Source organism: Flavobacterium litorale, from assembly GCF_019613795.1.
Classification (GTDB): Bacteria; Bacteroidota; Bacteroidia; order Flavobacteriales; family Flavobacteriaceae; genus Flavobacterium; species Flavobacterium litorale.
This window is the reverse complement of the sequence record NZ_CP080429.1, coordinates 999584-1018053: the sequence shown is the minus strand read 5'-3', so window position 1 is coordinate 1018053 and position 18470 is coordinate 999584. Positions and strand designations below refer to the sequence as shown.

The 18470-nt window shown below is 38.2% G+C and carries 14 protein-coding genes; 6 read left to right on the top strand and 8 right to left on the bottom strand.

The features are described 5' to 3' along the window. Complete coding sequence (locus K1I41_RS04565) at window positions 1-852, bottom strand: helix-turn-helix domain-containing protein (RefSeq protein ID WP_220641504.1); 852 nt, start codon at window positions 850-852, stop codon at window positions 1-3. A gap of 138 nt (window positions 853-990) precedes the next feature. On the opposite strand from K1I41_RS04565, the gene K1I41_RS04560 reads away from it, so the two are divergent. Genes K1I41_RS04560 through K1I41_RS04550 form a run of 3 tightly spaced genes read left to right on the top strand, consistent with a single transcriptional unit; the run spans window position 991 to window position 2879 of the window. After that, a complete protein-coding gene (locus K1I41_RS04560; RefSeq protein WP_220641503.1) occupies window positions 991-1422 on the top strand; it encodes a DoxX family protein in 432 nt (143 codons plus the stop codon). A gap of 42 nt (window positions 1423-1464) precedes the next feature. After that, the gene (locus tag K1I41_RS04555) at window positions 1465-2367 is read left to right on the top strand and encodes a histone deacetylase family protein (RefSeq protein WP_220641502.1); all 903 of its coding nucleotides are present in this window, start codon (window positions 1465-1467) and stop codon (window positions 2365-2367) included. Between the two features lie 47 nt (window positions 2368-2414). Then, a complete protein-coding gene (locus K1I41_RS04550) occupies window positions 2415-2879 on the top strand; it encodes a hypothetical protein (protein ID WP_220641501.1) in 465 nt (154 codons plus the stop codon). Window positions 2880-2958: 79 nt separating this feature from the next. Here K1I41_RS04550 and K1I41_RS04545 read toward each other — a convergent pair whose 3' ends face one another. From K1I41_RS04545 to K1I41_RS04520, 6 genes are all read right to left on the bottom strand, one after another. Next, entirely contained in the window at window positions 2959-7812 is a 4854-nt protein-coding gene (locus K1I41_RS04545) for a DNA repair ATPase (protein ID WP_220641500.1), read from the bottom strand. A 12-nt stretch (window positions 7813-7824) separates the two neighbouring features. Continuing rightward, on the bottom strand, window positions 7825-9585 hold the full coding sequence (locus K1I41_RS04540) for an ATP-binding protein (RefSeq protein ID WP_220641499.1): 1761 nt from the start codon (window positions 9583-9585) through the stop codon (window positions 7825-7827). Between the two features lie 153 nt (window positions 9586-9738). Further along, window positions 9739-11799 carry a flotillin family protein gene (locus K1I41_RS04535; protein ID WP_220641498.1) on the bottom strand — a complete coding sequence of 687 codons (2061 nt, stop codon included), beginning with the start codon at window positions 11797-11799 and terminating at the stop codon, window positions 9739-9741. 140 nt (window positions 11800-11939) lie between these two features. Next, window positions 11940-12578, bottom strand: coding sequence for an OB-fold-containig protein (locus K1I41_RS04530; protein ID WP_220641497.1), 639 nt, complete (start codon window positions 12576-12578; stop codon window positions 11940-11942). Window positions 12579-12595: 17 nt separating this feature from the next. Continuing rightward, window positions 12596-13312 carry a PspA/IM30 family protein gene (locus tag K1I41_RS04525; protein WP_220641496.1) on the bottom strand — a complete coding sequence of 239 codons (717 nt, stop codon included), beginning with the start codon at window positions 13310-13312 and terminating at the stop codon, window positions 12596-12598. A gap of 4 nt (window positions 13313-13316) precedes the next feature. Continuing rightward, window positions 13317-13712 carry a type III secretion system chaperone family protein gene (locus K1I41_RS04520; RefSeq protein ID WP_220641495.1) on the bottom strand — a complete coding sequence of 132 codons (396 nt, stop codon included), beginning with the start codon at window positions 13710-13712 and terminating at the stop codon, window positions 13317-13319. Between the two features lie 209 nt (window positions 13713-13921). Here K1I41_RS04520 and K1I41_RS04515 point away from each other — a divergent pair, with 209 nt between their 5' ends. The 3 genes from K1I41_RS04515 (at window position 13922) to K1I41_RS04505 (ending at window position 17454) form a co-directional block, all read left to right on the top strand. Beyond that, window positions 13922-14686 (top strand): helix-turn-helix transcriptional regulator, encoded by a 765-nt coding sequence (locus K1I41_RS04515; RefSeq protein WP_220641494.1) that lies wholly within the window; start codon window positions 13922-13924, stop codon window positions 14684-14686. Between the two features lie 404 nt (window positions 14687-15090). Beyond that, window positions 15091-16635, top strand: coding sequence for a carbon-nitrogen hydrolase family protein (locus K1I41_RS04510; protein ID WP_220641493.1), 1545 nt, complete (start codon window positions 15091-15093; stop codon window positions 16633-16635). Window positions 16636-16650: 15 nt separating this feature from the next. Beyond that, window positions 16651-17454, top strand: coding sequence for an SDR family oxidoreductase (locus K1I41_RS04505; RefSeq protein ID WP_220641492.1), 804 nt, complete (start codon window positions 16651-16653; stop codon window positions 17452-17454). A 195-nt stretch (window positions 17455-17649) separates the two neighbouring features. Here the strand turns inward: K1I41_RS04505 and K1I41_RS04500 are convergent, their stop codons facing one another. After that, complete coding sequence (locus K1I41_RS04500) at window positions 17650-18312, bottom strand: response regulator (RefSeq protein ID WP_220641491.1); 663 nt, start codon at window positions 18310-18312, stop codon at window positions 17650-17652. Window positions 18313-18470: the final 158 nt, after the last annotated feature.

Genomic DNA, 18470 nt, shown 5'->3' with positions numbered 1-18470 from the left:
CTACGCTTCGGCAATAAGTTTATAGCCTTTACCATGAATGCTTACTATTTGTATAGCAGGTTCGTCTTTAAATTTTTTACGCAGTTTAGAGATAAACATATCCAAGCTACGCCCTACTATTACCCCTTCATCTTCCCAAACTTCTTTCTGGATGCGTTCGCGGGTAACCTCTGTATTGACATTGGTGGCAAATATGTTGAGTACTTTGGCTTCTTTGGCTGTAAGGCTCTGTACGGTATTTTTTACCTCTAGTTTTTGTAGATCTGGAAAGTATTTGCAAGCTCCTATCATCACAGGAACATGAGGCTGTACCGCAACAGGAGCTTTGGCTTTCTTTTTAGTAGTGCGTAGTTGGTGCCAACCAAACAATACAAACAAAGGTATAACTCCTGCTGCATACCATATTACATTGTTTGTTTCTATAAATTGTATGGTAATATAGTAGTTGTCCTTCGGTAACGCACGCCCCAAACAGGGTACAGCATCGGCTTCTGCTGTAGGCATACTATAAGCATATTGTACCGTATTGGTAGCTACGTCGTACACTTGTACAATATAGTTTTGGGGGATGTACCCTTTCTTTTCTTCGTTGGCTATAATTTCAATAAGTGCATCAGGGTGCAACGCAAAAGGGTGCTCAAAATGAATTTCGTACGTACTTCCGTCAACCTGTTGTATCGGCAAAACCCTAGAGGTAGCATCGTTGGCATTTAACAATAATTCGTGCCCCACTTTACGGAGCGCAATATGCTGTTGGTCTTTTTCAACACCATCATCAAATAAAAAAGTACCTGAAAAAGCAGGCGTACAAAACGTACATAAAACTATAAGAGTACATACAAATTTAATCATGGTTAAAAATAGCAATTTCATCCTTTTTATAATGCCCAAAATGCACTTTTTACATTTGTTTACATTTGATTTACGGGCTTTTACCAAAGTTAGCAACTAACCCATTTAGTTTTGTGGTATAATTAAAATAGAACGATTATGAAAGCAAAAGTATTTAGCACACAACCACTTTGGAGCTACGGATTTGACCTTGTTAGAATTTTAACAGGGATAATAATGGCAAAGTTTGGTATGGAAATTTTTCGGGACGATATTATGATTGAATATTCTCTTTATGTAGAAAAAATGGGTTTTCCTGCCCCAGTATTTATGATTTATTTAGCCAAAATAATTGAGTTAGTTGGAGGAATATTTTTAGCACTGGGGTTGTTTACCCGCTTGGTTACTCCACCACTAACTTTTGTTATGGGTGTATTACTATGGGATATGGCAAACATGAATCTTTTAAATGGGGGTATCTTTTCGTTATTCATACTACTATTCTTTCTGTACTTTACTATGGGAGCAGGAAAATGGAGTTTGGATTACGTTTTGTTTGATAAGCCCAAAAATAAAAGCAGTAACAGTTAAACATGATACGGGAAGCGTATCTTTGTACAAAGTTTACTAAGAATGCTTCCCATTGCTTTTCACCCGATATACAAACACCCGTTACCCGAAGGGCATCGTTTTCCGATGTTAAAATACGAGTTGCTACCCCAACAACTTATACACGAGGGCACGATAACTGAAAAGGCGTTTTATGCACCCAATATGCCCGATATGCAATACATACTGGGCGTGCACCAAACAGTGTACGTAGATGATTTACTTAACCTTACATTAGATGCGCGAGCGGCACGTAAAATAGGCTTTCCGCTTTCGGCGGAGTTGGTAGAGCGTGAATTGCGCATTGCGCAAGGCACCATTTGGGGATGCGAACAAGCCTTGCAAAAAGGTATTGCCTTTAATATTGCAGGTGGCACGCACCATGCCTATAGTACCCATGGTGAGGCTTTTTGCTTATTAAACGACCAAGCTACAGCAGCACACTACCTACTGCAAAACAAAAAAGCGAAACGCATACTAATTGTAGACCTCGACGTGCACCAGGGGAATGGTACTGCCGAAATTTTTGCAAATAATGATGCTGTATTTACCTTTAGTATGCACGGTAAAACCAACTACCCTTTTAAGAAAGAAACGTCTGATTTGGATATTGCTCTGGGAGATAATACAGGTGATGATGAGTACCTAACCATCTTAGAAGAAACATTGCCAAAATTGATTGACAACCATAAACCCGACTTTATTTTTTACCTGAGCGGTGTAGATATTTTAGCATCCGATAAATTGGGCAAACTCGGTTGTAGTGTAGAAGGCTGTAAAGAGCGTGACACTTTTGTATTGAACCTATGCCAAAAACTGGGCATACCCGTACAGTGCAGTATGGGCGGTGGTTATAGCCCCGATATAAAAATTATTATAGAAGCGCATGCCAATACGTACCGAGTGGCAAAGGAGGTATATTTTTAGAAAATGTAACAAAATGCTCCTAGTAACGACGTATAAAATAAAAACACATGCGTTTAAACGAGGCTACCGAATTATTAGATAACTTATCATTACAGACAACGAATAAAACGGAGAAAAAAGTTTACAGTTCTTTTACAGGGATACTAATTTCCTTAAAAGAAAAGGAGCTAACCAAAGAGCAGCTCCAACAAATAGAGGAAAAGCTTACTTCGCTGCATTTGGATATGCCAACGGAAAACAGAAAAAAGTACTACAGTAAAAAACTTACTGAATTTAAGACATTCTTAAAAAACGAATTTTCTTTTACTACCGAAAAATATTATACCGCCATAGGAATGAGTTTGGGGATAAGTTTAGGTATAGCAATAGGAATGCCTATTGGTATAGCAATTAACCCAACTATAGGGATAAGCCTAGGAATATCTATTGGAATGGGAATGGGTATTGCACTCGGAATAGCTTACGGTGCCAAAAAAGATGCAGAAGCTAAAAAACAGGGCAATGTTATATAAAGTAATATAGAGTAGCGAAAGAAGTATTTATACAAAAAAACACCTGCAAGGTTTTAAAAACCTTGCAGGTGTTTTTAGTTTACTTTGTTTCTAATCCTTTTCGTAGGATATCTTTTATGCCCTCAATATGGTCGGTAAATTCCATAATCTGCGAAAGCATTTGCGCCATTTCGTTTTGGTTACCAAAGCCTTTTAACTTGTTATTCTTTACAAAAGTTTCTTTTATAGTTTGCCAACGCTGGTTTTCTTCTTCCGAGAGCTGCTCGGTCATTTCTTTATACTTTAATAGGTTGGCTTCGGCAGCACTGGTAAGGGTTTGGGTTTCGTTACGGTAATGCGATAGTAATAGTGTATCTATCTCATCATCATTCATAACAGGTACTATTTTAGCCACCAATTTGTTCATATCACGGTACGAACCCTGCAATTTAAATGATGGCTCGGTACGGTAGGCATCTTCCATCGCCGCAGAAGCAATGTAAGCTGCATTGGCTTTTAGCACTACATCACGTACTTTTAGTACCTTATCCAGCAACGAAATATAAGTTTCTATCTCCTGCTTGCTGTGATTACCTTTTAGCTCAAAACCATCGCGTTGCCCTGTGGTTGCCATTTTGATTAACGGGTACAAATCATCGCTATTTTTAGCCATAATACCTGCCAGTATGGGGTTAGATGTTAATGCATTCTCGATAAGGCTCAGTTCAAACAATTCGCTAGTACTGCCTATTACATCACCCAAGTTATAAATATCGGCACGGTTGGCAAGCATATCGGGTATGGCAAACTTCTCGCCTGTTTCGGTATACGGGTTACCCGCCATAATAACACAAAACTTTTTCGATTTCATGTCGTACGTTTTGGGTTGCCCGTTATATACCCCCTCTATTTTACGGGTACCATCGGCAAGCGAAATAAATTTCTGTAAAAACTCAGGACTACAATGTTGGATATCGTCCAGATACAACATTACGTTATTCCCCATTTCGAGGGCTAGGTTGAGTTTTTTCAGTTCTTCGCGGGCTGCGGTATTGGTTGCCGAAGCAGGATCTACCGAAGTAATATCGTGCCCAATAGCAGGTCCGTTTATTTTCATGAATACTAGCCCCAATCGGTTCGCCAAATACTCCATTAAGGTCGTTTTACCATACCCTGGTGGCGATACCAATAACAGCATCCCAGAGCGGTCGGTACGGCGGTTTTCGCCTGCGCTACCCAATTGTTTGGCAAGGTTGTCCCCAAATAGGGGCAAATACACTTGGTCTATCAGTTTATTACGCACAAACGAGGTTAGTACTTTGGGCATAAATTCGTTTAAGCGTAATTGCTCTTTTAAGGTAACTGTCAGGGTATGGCGCGCCTCTCTAAAACGGTTAAAGGCAGGTACTTCGTTATCGTAATAATGGCTTAGTAAACGGGTAAACGTATGGTAATGGAAGTTGTACGTACCATTAGTTACCGTAGGGTGCGCCCCTGCAAGCCCCGTTATAACCTCGTCGGGTTCTATGGCTACTATATTCTCTGCCGATTCGTGCCTGTATAGTAGCAGGGCAGTAATTTCGTATAAATAATCTTCGTATTGCTCCTGCGCTGTTTCTACAAGGTACGAGGCTACCCATTGCGCAGCCAGTTGTATGCCACTTTGTTTATCGGGTGCGTTATCAATATTGTGCCTAAAGGCTACGCTTGCCCCTTTGCTATCCAGCATTTTAAAGAAACTTTCGGCTAATTGCGCCGCTTTGTGGCTTACGGTAAAAGCATCATCACTTTTTAATTCCTCAAAAAGGTAATGTGCTGCATTTTTAGTATTACTATTTAACCCTTTACTAAAAGCGGTATGCTGCAAATAGGCTTCTAGTTGTTGCTGTAGTTCTGTTACAATATAATCGAACTCTTTGCTGTTGGGGAACACCGCCAAAACACCCCCCGAAGCTTTTATTTTACTGTTGAGTGTGGTACGAGCATCGTCCTCCAAACCATACCAAAAAAACTGGGCAAAAGCACGTGTAGTAGGCTCGTAGCGGAGTAATCCTAAATTATGATGTTTAGCTACTAACGTTTTTAATAGTTTAAACGCATCGGCATCGTGCACCCCTTTTGTATAGCCTTCGGTATAATTCTTTGATGTTTCTTCGGCTACTAATTTTTCCAGATTTTCATCTGTCATTTCAAAAAGTGCATTGGGTGTATTGTTTCTAAATATTTTATAGGCTAAAAAGGCAGCCCTATACACCGCATCGTTTTCGGAAACGAGTTCCTGACTCCAATATTTTTTAGACGAAAGCATGGTTTCGTCCTCCAATTCTTGGTAAAAATCGGTACCTGTTAAATGGTAGTTTAGCGTACCGTTTTTATATACAATGGTAAGGTCTAGCGGTTGTTTGTTTACAGCAAATTTGTGTTTCCCAAAACGGATAATGTTTTCGCCATCCTCATACAGCTCTTGCTTGTCTTTTAATTTACGAAGCGCATCTTCGCGTGCCGATTTTAGTGCGGTTTCTATCGCTTCAGCTTTGCCTGTATCGTCAAGGTCGATGAGTTGCTGTACTAAATCGCGTAATTTGGCAATCATCAAATCAGAAGCAAAATAACCGTTTATCTCTTCTGCCGATTTAAAGGTTAAGGCTTTGGAAGCTACATTTTTTAATATTCTGCTCGAAGCACTCTCTATAGCTACCGCTTTTTTATTACGGGCTTCTACTAGGCTGCTTCTTTTGGCATCAAAGGCATTGTACACCTCTTCTCTTTTCTCGATAATGGCACCTGTAAACTCCTCATAATCGGCAAAACGGGCTTCTACATCTTCAAGCTGTACCGATATTTTGTTGAGTAATTCCTCAGCCTTTTCGGGTGTTGTAGCCCTATCGAGGGCATTTACAATACTTTGGTCTATCAGTTTTATTTGTGCAGCAAAATCGGCTTTTGCCTCTTTACTGCCTAGTGACGATATTTTATTTTTTATATCGGCTTTTACTCTGTTGAGTGTAGCAAATATTAACGATATGGTATTAATAATATGGGTGGACTTAGAGGTATCTTCTATATTTAAATTGGATACAATGTCAATTAGCATCTCCAAATCGCCCGTAATAGTGTTTACCTCATCTTGCAGTTTTTTACCTTCGGTAACGGTAGTAATATCGGCAATTGCCTCTTGCTTTTTGGCTACGCGTGCATGGTAGGGGGCTAATGCCTTATCGTTCATTAGGAATTGCACGCAATTTTGCGAAATACTTTCGGTTTGCGCTACAATTTCGGCTTCCAATTCAGTTATAAAGTCATGATCAATGTAACGGACTTCCTTTAAACTGATTACCTCGCCCCGTAGGGTACGTAATCCTGCCAAATCGGCTACAAAAACATCAATATCATCTAACGGTGAGCTTTTTATCTGGATGAAGAGGCTTTCGGCTTTTTGCTGTACCTCCTCTGTAATTTTTTTAGCATTTTGGCGGAGTTGTACTACTTTTTCAAACTCATCTATAGCAGCGTTTGCGGTACTTTTTATCGCGCTAAGCGGTACGTTAAGCGCAAATGTTTCGGTATTGGTTATCCAGTAGTAGGCATCCAGTACGTTTTGCGATAAACGATTTAAATCAACATACAACCCGTCGTAATCGTCCTCTTTGTTAAGGAGTGTAACAATAGCCTGGCAATCTGCCATGGCCTTTACAATGTCCTTGTTGCCTATTTTGTAAATGTAGCTGTCCTTGTGCTCCGAGGGCATACTATCGGCTTTTACAAAAGGGGTTTGCCATATTTGTACCAAGTGGCTTTTACTAGCTGCATCCTCCGCACGGAAGTAGGTTAACGCGCCATTTTTTAATACTGTAAAACCGTTACAGATAATCGGCGTCATTACCTCGCGGGTAATAAGGTTATACGACATTAGTACATATTGCCCGTGTGTTTCTTCGTAAAAAACGTACATAAAATCTTCGCCATTGGGCGATGTAATACGTTTTTGAAAGAATAGGTTTTCGAGGCTACTCTCAAATATTTTGTACTCGCCTGTTTGGAGGTAATACCCGTTGGAGAATATTACCCCATGATCGTCGGGTAGTAATATTGCCGATGTTTCGAGGCTATCTATTTTACAAACTTCCTGTAGTTTATGATTGTAAATAAAGTAACGCGGGTCTTCCTGAAAGGGTTGTATGCGCAGGGCGATGATATTACCTAAATCGGCGTACTGAAAATTACCATCATCCAGCGTTTGGTCGGCGTGGATTACTTCTTCATCATAAATACCTTTACCCGTATCGGTATTGTCTTCAATTTTTATGGTAAGCGTTCCGCCAACGGTTTCTACAAATACTTTATCGAGTATGGAAACGTGCGGATGCTCGCCATACTTTTGCATATCGCGGGTGGTTTCCTGCCACCTAAAGTCATGCTGTTTCGGGAATTTATATTCGTGGTCGCTCCTGTTGTCTATATACGTTAGGCTATCCTCTTTAATAAGCCATTTAAACGTTTTTATGTCCGATATTCTGTCGCTAATCTGGAATACCATATGCAGGTAGTTGCCTGCTATAAAAAACTTACGGAAACTGGTATCTCTATAATATTTGTATAGATTGAAGAAATCAGTTTGGAACGTTTCGTCATTAATATAATCGAGTGATTCCTCGCGGAAATCGCCATCTTCGTAAGCATAAATACTAAAAACATCTTCAGCTTTTATATCGGTACGTAACCCAAAGTGTACATTGTACCCGAGTATGCACTTGTCGTTTACCGAAACAATATCGGCAGGAATACAGTTGTTTTGGGTTATAATGCGGTTGTTGGCTATTAGTTTGGTTTCTATACTGCCAAATACCTCCTTACGCGCTTGGTTTAGCTGTTGCAATCGTTCCAAAAGATCGTTCTTTTGGGTTGCCAAACGTGCCTGTATAATTTCGTATGTACCGCCTTCCAGTGTACTCATGGTTAAATTTGATTAAGTTTTAGAGAATATACCGCTTATCATTTTTTTTATGACAAAGTTTTCTAATTTATTGGCAACTGCTCTTACATTATCATCATCTTTATGTCTGTGAAGTTCATCGTTATATATAATGCCTAATAGATAAAAAGTATCAGGAACTGAATGCCTGATTTTTTCACAATATTCTAACTTCTTTTTTGTTCCATGTAAATCTAAAAATTCTTGTCTTTTTTCTGAATCTTTAATTTGATCATAGATTAATTCCTCTACTTTCACTCTTACACCAAAACAAATTGCTAATGGATCATAGTCCTTCTTATCTTCCAAATATTTTTCAACTTCAAAATTTATAAACTCGTGAAATTTTTCAGAACATCCCCAAGCCTTAGGTAAACCTAATGCTACAAATTCATTCTCAATGCTGACAGGAGTTGGATAATAGTGAAAATGATGTTTATCAACATCTTGTTGTATTGTAGAATCTCCTCTTTTTTTGATTAAGTTAATTATATGTTGGCTTGACTGATAAGGAGTTTCTTTAAGGTAAGCTACTTTCAATTTATGTTTATTGAAACAATTGTTATGAAAAAAAAGAGGGTCTAAGTGCGTCATCAGAATAGGGAAAAAATTCTTTCCCTTAGATTTCATATCTTCAATCATGTTTGTCACAAAATATTGGAAAGCTATTAAATTCGCATCGTCCAAATAATCAAAAACTTCGTCAATTATCAGAATACAGTTTTGCTTTTTAAAACTTCTTTTTGCTTTCATTAGTAAAGCAATAAAAGAAAGAATATCTCTCTGCCCATTAGAAATTTCATGAGCCTTTGGCCATTCAATGACTAGACTTGAACCAGAAACTTTGGGTTTAATGTCAAATCTTTTTTGCACATTTGCAGGAATAAAATCATTTATACTTGTAGTAAAATAGTCTTTTTCATCAAGATAGAAAACATAGTTTGCTGCTTTTTGAAAATTTGCTTTCATAGAAAGAGCAGTTTCTATTACTTGAAAAGCAGCCAGATAGCTCTCAGTATCAGTACTGATTCCATCGAAATTTCGTAAAATTTTCGCTAGCTTATTAAATTCTGATATATCTTCAAATTCAGCCTTCTTATATTCTTCTATCCAGCTTTTAATTTGTTTCTTAGTACCTGTTTTCTCGTTTATTTCATCTTTAAGGATTGATAGTGTCCTTGAAGTTTTTACTTGTACGAATTTTGAAAAATTCACTTCATTGATAATAGAGTGCAATAAAGAAGCTGATTTAAAAACACTTATTATATTAGATAAAATAAATCCATTTGTTCCAAAAGCTTGTCTTGCCTTTGTAACGTTATAGCTAAATAGAACTTTTGAAGGTATTGTTTTAATTAGAGTTATTGGTGAGATTTCTAAAGATGACTTTACTATGATATTTCCACTAATATTCATTTTTTTTGCCTTAGCCATCAGTTGACTATTAATTACAAAAACATCAAACTCATTAGAAATAATATTAGTAGTGTCATTTGCCAATAAATTCTTAATTCCAGATATGTCTTCAATAGTCATTTCAATGACAGGTTTATTATTACTATCGTTTAAATGGTAATTTTTTTCATCTAATTCAATTTTGTTCCTTTTGAGTGAATCAAAGCCTATACTGAACGAACTCTTACCAAAACCATTTGGAGCCACAAGAATATTTGGCTTGTTAGGAATAAGATTTAAATCAAAGGTTCTATTAGCAATACCTTTAACATTTATTATTTTAATATTTTTTATCTTCATTGTATAGCAATAATTAGTTGGTAGGTTAAGTTAAAAGCTTACAGCAGAACACCCTGCCTTTTCACTCTCTATTTGGGAATTAAGGATAAGATAACCCTCAGTATGCCAAAGCATACCGAAGGCATTATTTAAAAAAATCAAGTAAACTCGCGGTTATCCTAGCTTTTTGTTAGATAAACCTAGGTTTTTTGCCATATCCAACCAGTTGGAGAATAAGCCTTGCTCCTCGGTATCGCTACTGCGTTTTTGTAGCTCCATAAGTAATCCTGCTATGGTAAGGTTTTTTATATCTTCGGATGAGATGTTGTATTTATCGGCAAAGCCTTTTACACGATCCATAAGGTTCTCGCCTTCCTCGCCACCTTCGCCTAAAATAGCGTCTTTAATCTCGGTAATATTTTCTGAGTGGTTTACGAGCCTATCAAAGCCTTTCGATTTAGTTATTTGACCTACAATTTGGTCAAAGAACATTGTTTCGCCACCCACAATATCAATCTTAGCGGCTTTAAGTGCTTCGCCTATTACGCTAGCTTGTGCGTCGGCTATATCTTTCTGGATATTAATTTCTGCTAAATCTACTTGTAGCTCTTTATCCAGTCGTAGTTTAAACTCTTCGTGGTCTTTTCCAACGCCGTCAAGTTTCTTCATTGCTTCGGCTTTCTCTTCTATACCACTCGCCTCGGCATGGGCTTTCTCTTTTATTACATCGGCTTCGGCTACACCTTGCTCCTTATTGGCTTCGGCTTTTGCTTTTATACCTGCAGCTTCGGCAAGTGCTTTTTTCTCGATAACTACCGCTTGTACAATACCCTCTCTTTCGCTGGCATCAGCTTTGGCGTGCATTACCTGCGCTTCCGAGAGTCCTAAAGTAGCATCTTCTTTCGCTTTGGCATCAGCCAATATCTTACGTGCTTCGGCATCTTTTTCACTGGCTGCCATACGTGCTGCTGCATCAATATTAATTTCTTCTGCCCTTTGCTTCGCCGCTTCTTTTTCGGCTTCGGCAGCTTTTAAGCGTTTTATATACAGTTCTTCACTTTCCTTTTCGGCAAGTGTAAGCGCTACTTTCTTCTCCCTATCGGCAGTTTTAAATGCCTCAATATCCTTCATGTTTTCCTGCTCTTGTACTACTCCTTTTTCGAGTGTTACCCTATCGCGAATTACATTTTGGATGTTTTTACGCTCTACCTCAACCGCTTTTTCTTTTTCAATTTGTGCTAAGGTTACAATACGCTCTCTTTCGGTTTGCTCCAACGCACGGTCTTTTTCTACACGTTCGGTTTCTACCGCTTCGGTACGCTCTTTATTTTTAGCAGCTACAATTACCAATCGGTCTTTGTTTTCTTCGGCTACCTGTACTTTTTCGGTAGTACTAATGCGTGCTGTTTCCGATTTTAAGCGTTCTTCTTCGTTTACTTTTGCAATTTCGGCTTCCTCACGGGCTTTAATGTTGGCAATTTCACGTTTTTGTATTTCTTCTTTTTCAGCTAACTGACGGTCTAATGCTAAAATGGCTTCGCGCGCCTCTACATCTTGCTTGCGGATGGTTTTTTCCTCGTCCCTGCGGATAAGGTTCGATTTCATGTTTTGCGCTGCGGTAAGCTCGGTAATTTTCTTGATACCCTCAGAATCGAGTATATTATCGTTTTTTAGATAACTTAATGCTGTTTGCTCTAAATCGTCAATAGCACAATCATCTAAAATATAACCGTTAAGGTCGGTTCCGATAATGGAGATAATTTCTTCGCGGAATTCGCTACGGGCTTCGTACAGCTCGATAAAATCGAATTTTTTACCTACTGTTTTTAGGGCTTCGGAGAATTTGGCATCAAACAGGTTACGCAATACATCAATTTCCGATGCGCGGGCACAACCAATGGTTTGTGCTACGTTTATAATATCGGCGGTTGATTTATTGATTTTGATGAAGAAGGTTACCTTAATATCGGCACGGATGTTATCTTTACAGATAAGCCCGCTAAGCCCTGTACGCTCTACCTCAAGTTTTTTAACAGAAATATCCATTATTTCCATTTTGTGTAATACGGGTACTACAAGCCCAGCGTTAAAAAACACTTTGGTACCCCCTGCTCCCGTACGTACTATAACCTTACCTTGTATGGTTTTTTTGTACATAGATATAATCCATACTAGTAAACCTATTATGGCTATAGTGATACCTATTAATAATACGGTTCCTGAATTTTCGAACATTTTACTTTTGATTTATGGGTTGTTAATTTTTATTGATTGTTGTTTGTGGGGTGCATTATACTACTTGCTCTATTATATTTATAGAGAGAGTAATTATGGCAATTAAAAAGGACATCATGGTTGTTGGAATTTGTTGGTGGTTAATAATCAAATTTCTCAATAAGATAATATCGCTTATCCTCGCTTTCCTTTATAATAACGGCTTGTTGTCCAGCCATAATTTTTTCGTCTGTATGGCTGCGGGCGTATAGCTTTATAGGGTCGCCGTTTACGGTGAGCTCTACCATACCCGTTTTATTTGGCGCTACTGCTGTTAGTACGTTGCACCGCCTACCCAAAAAATCTATTTCTGGCTCGCCCTTGTGGTTTACCACTTTGTATAACCGCCCTAAAGGTTTGGCAATTAATTTTACTATAAACAAGCTAACGATAAGGTTTGGAATGAGTAATAGAAACCCTAAGAGGGAACTCTCGATGCCTAAATAGTACGTGATGTTTACGCCTAAAAACCACATGCTAAAAAACACTATGGTAATAATAAACATCATTGGGAGCTCATCGAAACTGAAGTACTCGAGTATTTTCATGAAACTACTGCTCCCACTATGGGCATCAACGCCGTACTCGCCATCAACATCTGCCGCATCAAACTCAACGCTAAACAAATCGGGATCCAAACCAGCTATTATTACTAATACCCAGTAGAAAACCATGACGATGGACATGATGGTAAAAAACGCATTTACAGGCGAAAAAGAAATTTCTATTAATTCCTCCATTATTTATTAAAGTATATTTATTTGGTTTTGCTATCGCTAATACCCATTTGGGCTTTTAGCTGCTCTAGCTCATTAGTGGCTTTAGATTTTTTTACATCTATAGCACTATCTATCTCGGCATCTATGGATTTTGTGGCATCGGCTATCTCGCCATACGCTTCGGCAAGGGCTTCTTCTTGTACTACCTTTTCTTTCATGCGCTCCAGTAACGATATGGTACCATTACTATCAATTTTTGCCATTTGCTCGTTAAGGCTTTTGGTAGCATCTGCCACCTTAACGCGGGAGCGGAGTATTTTAAGCTCGTTTTCCCATTTGTTTATATTTTGCTTAATGGTTTGCACATTGCCCTCCATTTGTACTACATTTTGGTCAAAACGCTCCTTGTCGCCTTCAGCACGTGCTTTATGTGCTAAAGCCTCTTCTTTTTTAACCAAAGCTTCGGTGGCCAATCGGTCTGCCTCTTGGCTTTCTATTTCGCCTCTTTGGGCTTTTTTAAGTAGCAACATTGCTTTTTCGCTATAATCTTGTGCTTTACTGTTATGCTCTTCTGCCTCGTTATTGGCACGAATGCTCATGGCTTTTACTTGGGCTAGGGCTTCTAGGCTCTTCTCTAAATCCTGCTTCATATCGCGTATGCCCTGCTCCGTCATTTTAATAGGGTCTTCAATACCGTCAATAGCATGGTGCACCTCTGCCTGTCCTATTTTAAATAATCGTTTTAAAAATTTCATCGTTCTAATTTTTTGAAAAGTTAATAATCTGTTCCGAATACTCACTCAACAATAGGCTGAGCGAATTTAACGTTGCACCAAACTCATTCTGGTCTAAATTTTCGAGTTGCAACGAGTCCCTAAAAATTACTTTTCTACCTGAAGTATCCAGTACGAAAGCTCCGTGAATAATATCGCGGTTTTTTTGGAGCAGTTCTTTAAAAACAGTATAGGCATCGGGTTGTACCTCAAATAAATATTGCTCAAAAATAACAATAGGATACGCTACACAAATAATAAGATTAATGATACCGTCCTGCTCGTTGCTTACTATAAATACGCCCTCGCTCTCGCTTTGGTATTTAATTTCAAGCTCAAGCTCATTCAAGTAATCCTTAATCACTCCAAAATAGTCTTTCATGTTTACAATAGGTATTAATAATTTATAAAACTCGCTTTTTTTTTAACGGCTTACAAATATTGTTTTCTATAGTTTTTAACAATAAAGAAAAATCTTTTTAAGCCTCAAAAACTCATTATATTAGCATTATTACTATATTTGCTAATAATGTTAGTACAAATATAAAGATATAATTTTAAATTGCAAATAATATTAGCAAAATATATTTTATGATGATGCTCGGAAAGAACCTTAAAAAAATACGCAGTGTACACGGAATGAGTCAGCAAGAATTTGCAGAACTCTTTGATTTAAAGCGTGCTACACTTGGTGCATACGAAGAAGACCGCAGTAACCCCAAGCTAGAAACCGTAGTAAAAATTGCTAAGCATTTTAGTATTACAATAGAGGATTTGCTTACCAAAGAGCTTACCGTAAACCAATTATTGCGCTTTAACGAAGCAATAACGGTAGTACCAAAAGAGACTAAAAGTAACAACATACAAGGTATTGTATGCATTACAAACGATAATAAAGCTGATTTTATAGCGCAATATGGTGCTGCTAATAATATTAGTAACATACAACTACCACACCTATACTTACCACATGTTAGCGGTGATAATAAACTGGCATTGGTTATAGACGACTTAACAATGTCGGGCGGAGCACATGGTTTTTTACCAAACGATGTTGTAATAGGCAACAAAGTACCAACAACCGAAATAGCAAAAACAAACAACGAACTGGTGCTTGTGGCTACAGCCGATGCATTGTATTTTAGAAAAATGAACCATCAGGACGATACCGTAGTGCTGCAAGCCAACCACCCTGGTGTAGCACCCGTTGCTATTGCTACTACAGCTATTATAGGTGTGTGGGTAATAGTACATGTGTTTCGGTATACATTACCTAATAACAACAGCGAAATGGAGCAACGCCTGGCACAACTGGAAAGTACCATAGCATTGTTACGGCAAAAACCATCGTGGTAAGGTAAAAAATAAGGGGTTGCTCCTCAGCAACCCCTCCCCTAAACCAGTCCTACACGAGGTTGTAATTAATACCTCGTATGAACACAAAACACAATCTAACTTTTTAGTAATACACAATTACTAAAGTCACAAATATAAACGCCCATGCAAGGGCATACCATACCCAACTGTGGGTAATTTTCTTTTTTAACAGTTTAGTTAATACGTGCCTATTTCACTGAATATAAATCATTAAATAAATGTGTAAACTTTTATGATTTTCGTATTAAAAAAAGTAATACTATTGCTCCGTTAAACTAATAGGTAGTTGCAGTGCGTAAATACAGTGTTTTTATAACGCATACTACGGTAGAGATATACCAAAAAAACATTTTTTGTACCTTTAATAAAAAACCAATTTTAGTATGCAAATAGAAATTAATAAGGTTGAATTACGTAACCTGAAGATAGAAGATTATAAGCAGTTAAAGCTTTCTATGCAACACGCCTATGGCGAACTAGAGCAAGCCTACTGGCAAGAAAAAGAAATAAAAAAACTCCTAAATATATTCCCCGAAGGGCAGCTTGTTGTATTAGTAGATGGCAAGGTGGTAGGCGCAGCCCTATCACTTATTGTAGATTACAAAAAAGCTACTAGCATACATAATTACGAAACCATTACAGGTAAGTACACTTTTAATACACACGACTACGATGCCGAAATATTATATGGTATTGATGTTTTTATAGACCCCGAATACCGTGGGCTTAGGCTGGGCAGAAGGCTGTATGATATGCGAAAAGAATTGTGCGAGCAGCTCAACCTAAAATCCATCATATTTGCGGGGCGCATACCCAACTATACGGCACATGCCGACGAATACTCCCCAAAAGAATACATCGAAAAAGTACGCCTAAAAGAGGTACACGACCCTGTATTATCGTTTCAAATCAGTAACGATTTCCACGTAATAAAATTAATGCGCAATTACCTTGAGGGCGATACCAGCTCTAAGGAGTATGCCGTATTGATGGAGTGGAATAATATTTATTACGATAAAAGCCCAAAACTAATAAACACTCGTAAAAGCACCATAAGGCTCGGGTTGGTACAATGGCAAATGCGACCACTTGCCAATGTAGAGGCCTTATTTGAACAAGCCGAGTTTTTTATTGATGCCGTTTCGGGCTACGGTTCCGATTTTGCACTATTCCCCGAGCTTTTTGTTGCACCACTTATGGCAGACTTTAACCACCTGAGCGAAGCCGATGCCATACGTGAAATTGCGCGTTACTGCGACCCTATACAAAAGCGTTTTCAGGAAATGGCAATATCATACAACATCAATATTATTACAGGTAGTATGCCGTATATGGAGGATGGCAACCTATATAATGTGGGCTTTTTATGCAAACGCGACGGAACATCGGAAATGTATACTAAAGTACACATTACACCCAACGAGGTACAGTATTGGGGCATGAAAGGAGGCGACAAAATTCAGACTTTTGATACCGACTGTGGTAAAATTGGTATTATGATTTGCTATGATGTGGAGTTCCCCGAACTGGCACGTTTAATGGCAGACGAGGGAATGAATATTTTGTTTGTACCTTTCCTTACCGATACGCAAAACGGTTATACCCGCGTAAAACATTGCGCGCAAGCACGTGCTATAGAGAATGAGTGTTACGTAGCCATAGCGGGCTGTGTGGGCAACTTACCAAAAGTAAATAACATGGATATACAATACGCGCAAACGGCTGTGTTTACACCCTCTGATTTTTCGTTTCCATCTAATGGGATTAAGGCTGAAACAACGCCCAACACCGAGATGACGCTTATTGTAGATGTTGATATTGATTTACTGAAAGAACTACACGAACATGGTAGCGTACGCATACTAAAAGACAGGCGCAACGACTTGTACCAAATTAAAAAGTTAAACAATACCAAGAGTACTTCATAAACATACAAAAAACAAATGGCAGATATAGCACTATTGGGTTGCGGATGGCTCGGGTTACCCCTAGCCAAACAACTTATAGCAGCAGGATATAGTATAAAAGGCACAACTACAACCCCCAGTAAAATACCTGTTTTGCACGAGGCAGGTATACAACCCTATTGTATAACCTTACACGAAGATGAAACTACTGGTAATGTTACCGATTTTCTGGAAGGGTGCGATACTTTGATTATTGATATTCCGCCAGGGTTACGAAAAGATAGTAGTGCTAGTTTTGTAGCTAAAATAAATACCTTTTTTGGATTTGTAAATGCATCCTGTATAAAAAAGGTACTGTTTATAAGCTCAACATCAGTTTATGGTGCTACGGCAGGTACACTTACCGAGAGTGCACCACCCAACCCAAAAACTGAAAGCGGTAAGCAATTATTGGAGGTTGAAAACATCTTGCAAGAAAATACTAACTATAAAGCAACCATAGTACGCTTTGGCGGACTAATTGGCAACGATAGGCACCCAGCACGGTATTTAGCAGGCAAAAGTAATTTACCTAGCCCTAATGCCCCCGTTAATCTGATTCAGCGTGAGGATTGTATTGGTATTATGCAAAAAATAATAACTGATGGTGCTTTGGGGTATGTATTTAATGCTGTTGCAGATTATCATCCTACCCGAAAGGAATATTATACCAAAAAAGCAAAAGAAATGAAGCTTAGCACGCCTATGTTTAATGAGGCAGATACCTCTGGTGGAAAGATAATAGCATCTGAAAATTTACAGGAAGTACTGAATTATAACTTTATACACCCAAAACCATAGGGGGGTAAAAAAGAATACTACCCCTGATAAACGCATTACCAAGAGTAGTATTATAAAATTAGCTGGATGTAGTGTAAAATAACAGAATTTTAACGACTTAAAATTGCGGTTTTTCCGCAGTTAACACTTGTTTAATAATCACACACTAACTTTAAACAAAAAATACATTTACCGTATTTTGGTGCAACCAATGGGTTATAAATAACCTTGGTTACGGGCTTCCAGTATTAACTCTTCGTCGCCACCCTCTATTTCCAACATCCGCTTTATTCTATACTTGCGCTTTTCTATACCACTAACAGTAAGGGGTATGTACTTATTAAGGTTTTTGTTTTTAATACCTTTTGCAAGTAATTTTATAATGCGTACATCTACTTCATCCAGCAATATGCCACTTTCTAAACGTTTTTGGAAATTAGCTACTGTTTTGGAGTAGTAATTGCCACCGCTAAGCACTACCTTAAACCCTTCAAAAAGTTCATCGGTAGTACAATCGCTTTTATTAATAAAACCTTCGGGCTTAATATTTTCGAGTATGCGCGTCATAATATCCACCTCCTTATGCATCGTCATCATCATAATTTTGCATTCGGGCATAACGCGCCTAACCAGCATAGCCATATCGGCTCCTGAGTAAAGCTCCTTCTCTACGTAATTGGGTATGCTGTAATCTACCACCGCTATATCAAACGGCTCGGATTTGTGGTTTTCAATCAATTCATAAGCCGACTTGCAATCAGTAGCCTTTATAAAATTCAGATCGTCATGTTTTCCATTCAGCGTTTTAAAAATAGCATGGTAACCCTCAAGGACTACAACATGATCGTCTATTGCTAGAACATGTAATACTTTTTTCAAGTTGGATTGTATTTATATTTTGTGGGATGACAAATATAATTCTTAAAAGCATAGGATAATTGCGGTTTTTCCGCAATTAACATTTTAATTCCCAGTACCTGTGTTATTTAAAAATACAAAAAAAACCTATGATTCTCATCATAGGTTTTGAAAAGTTT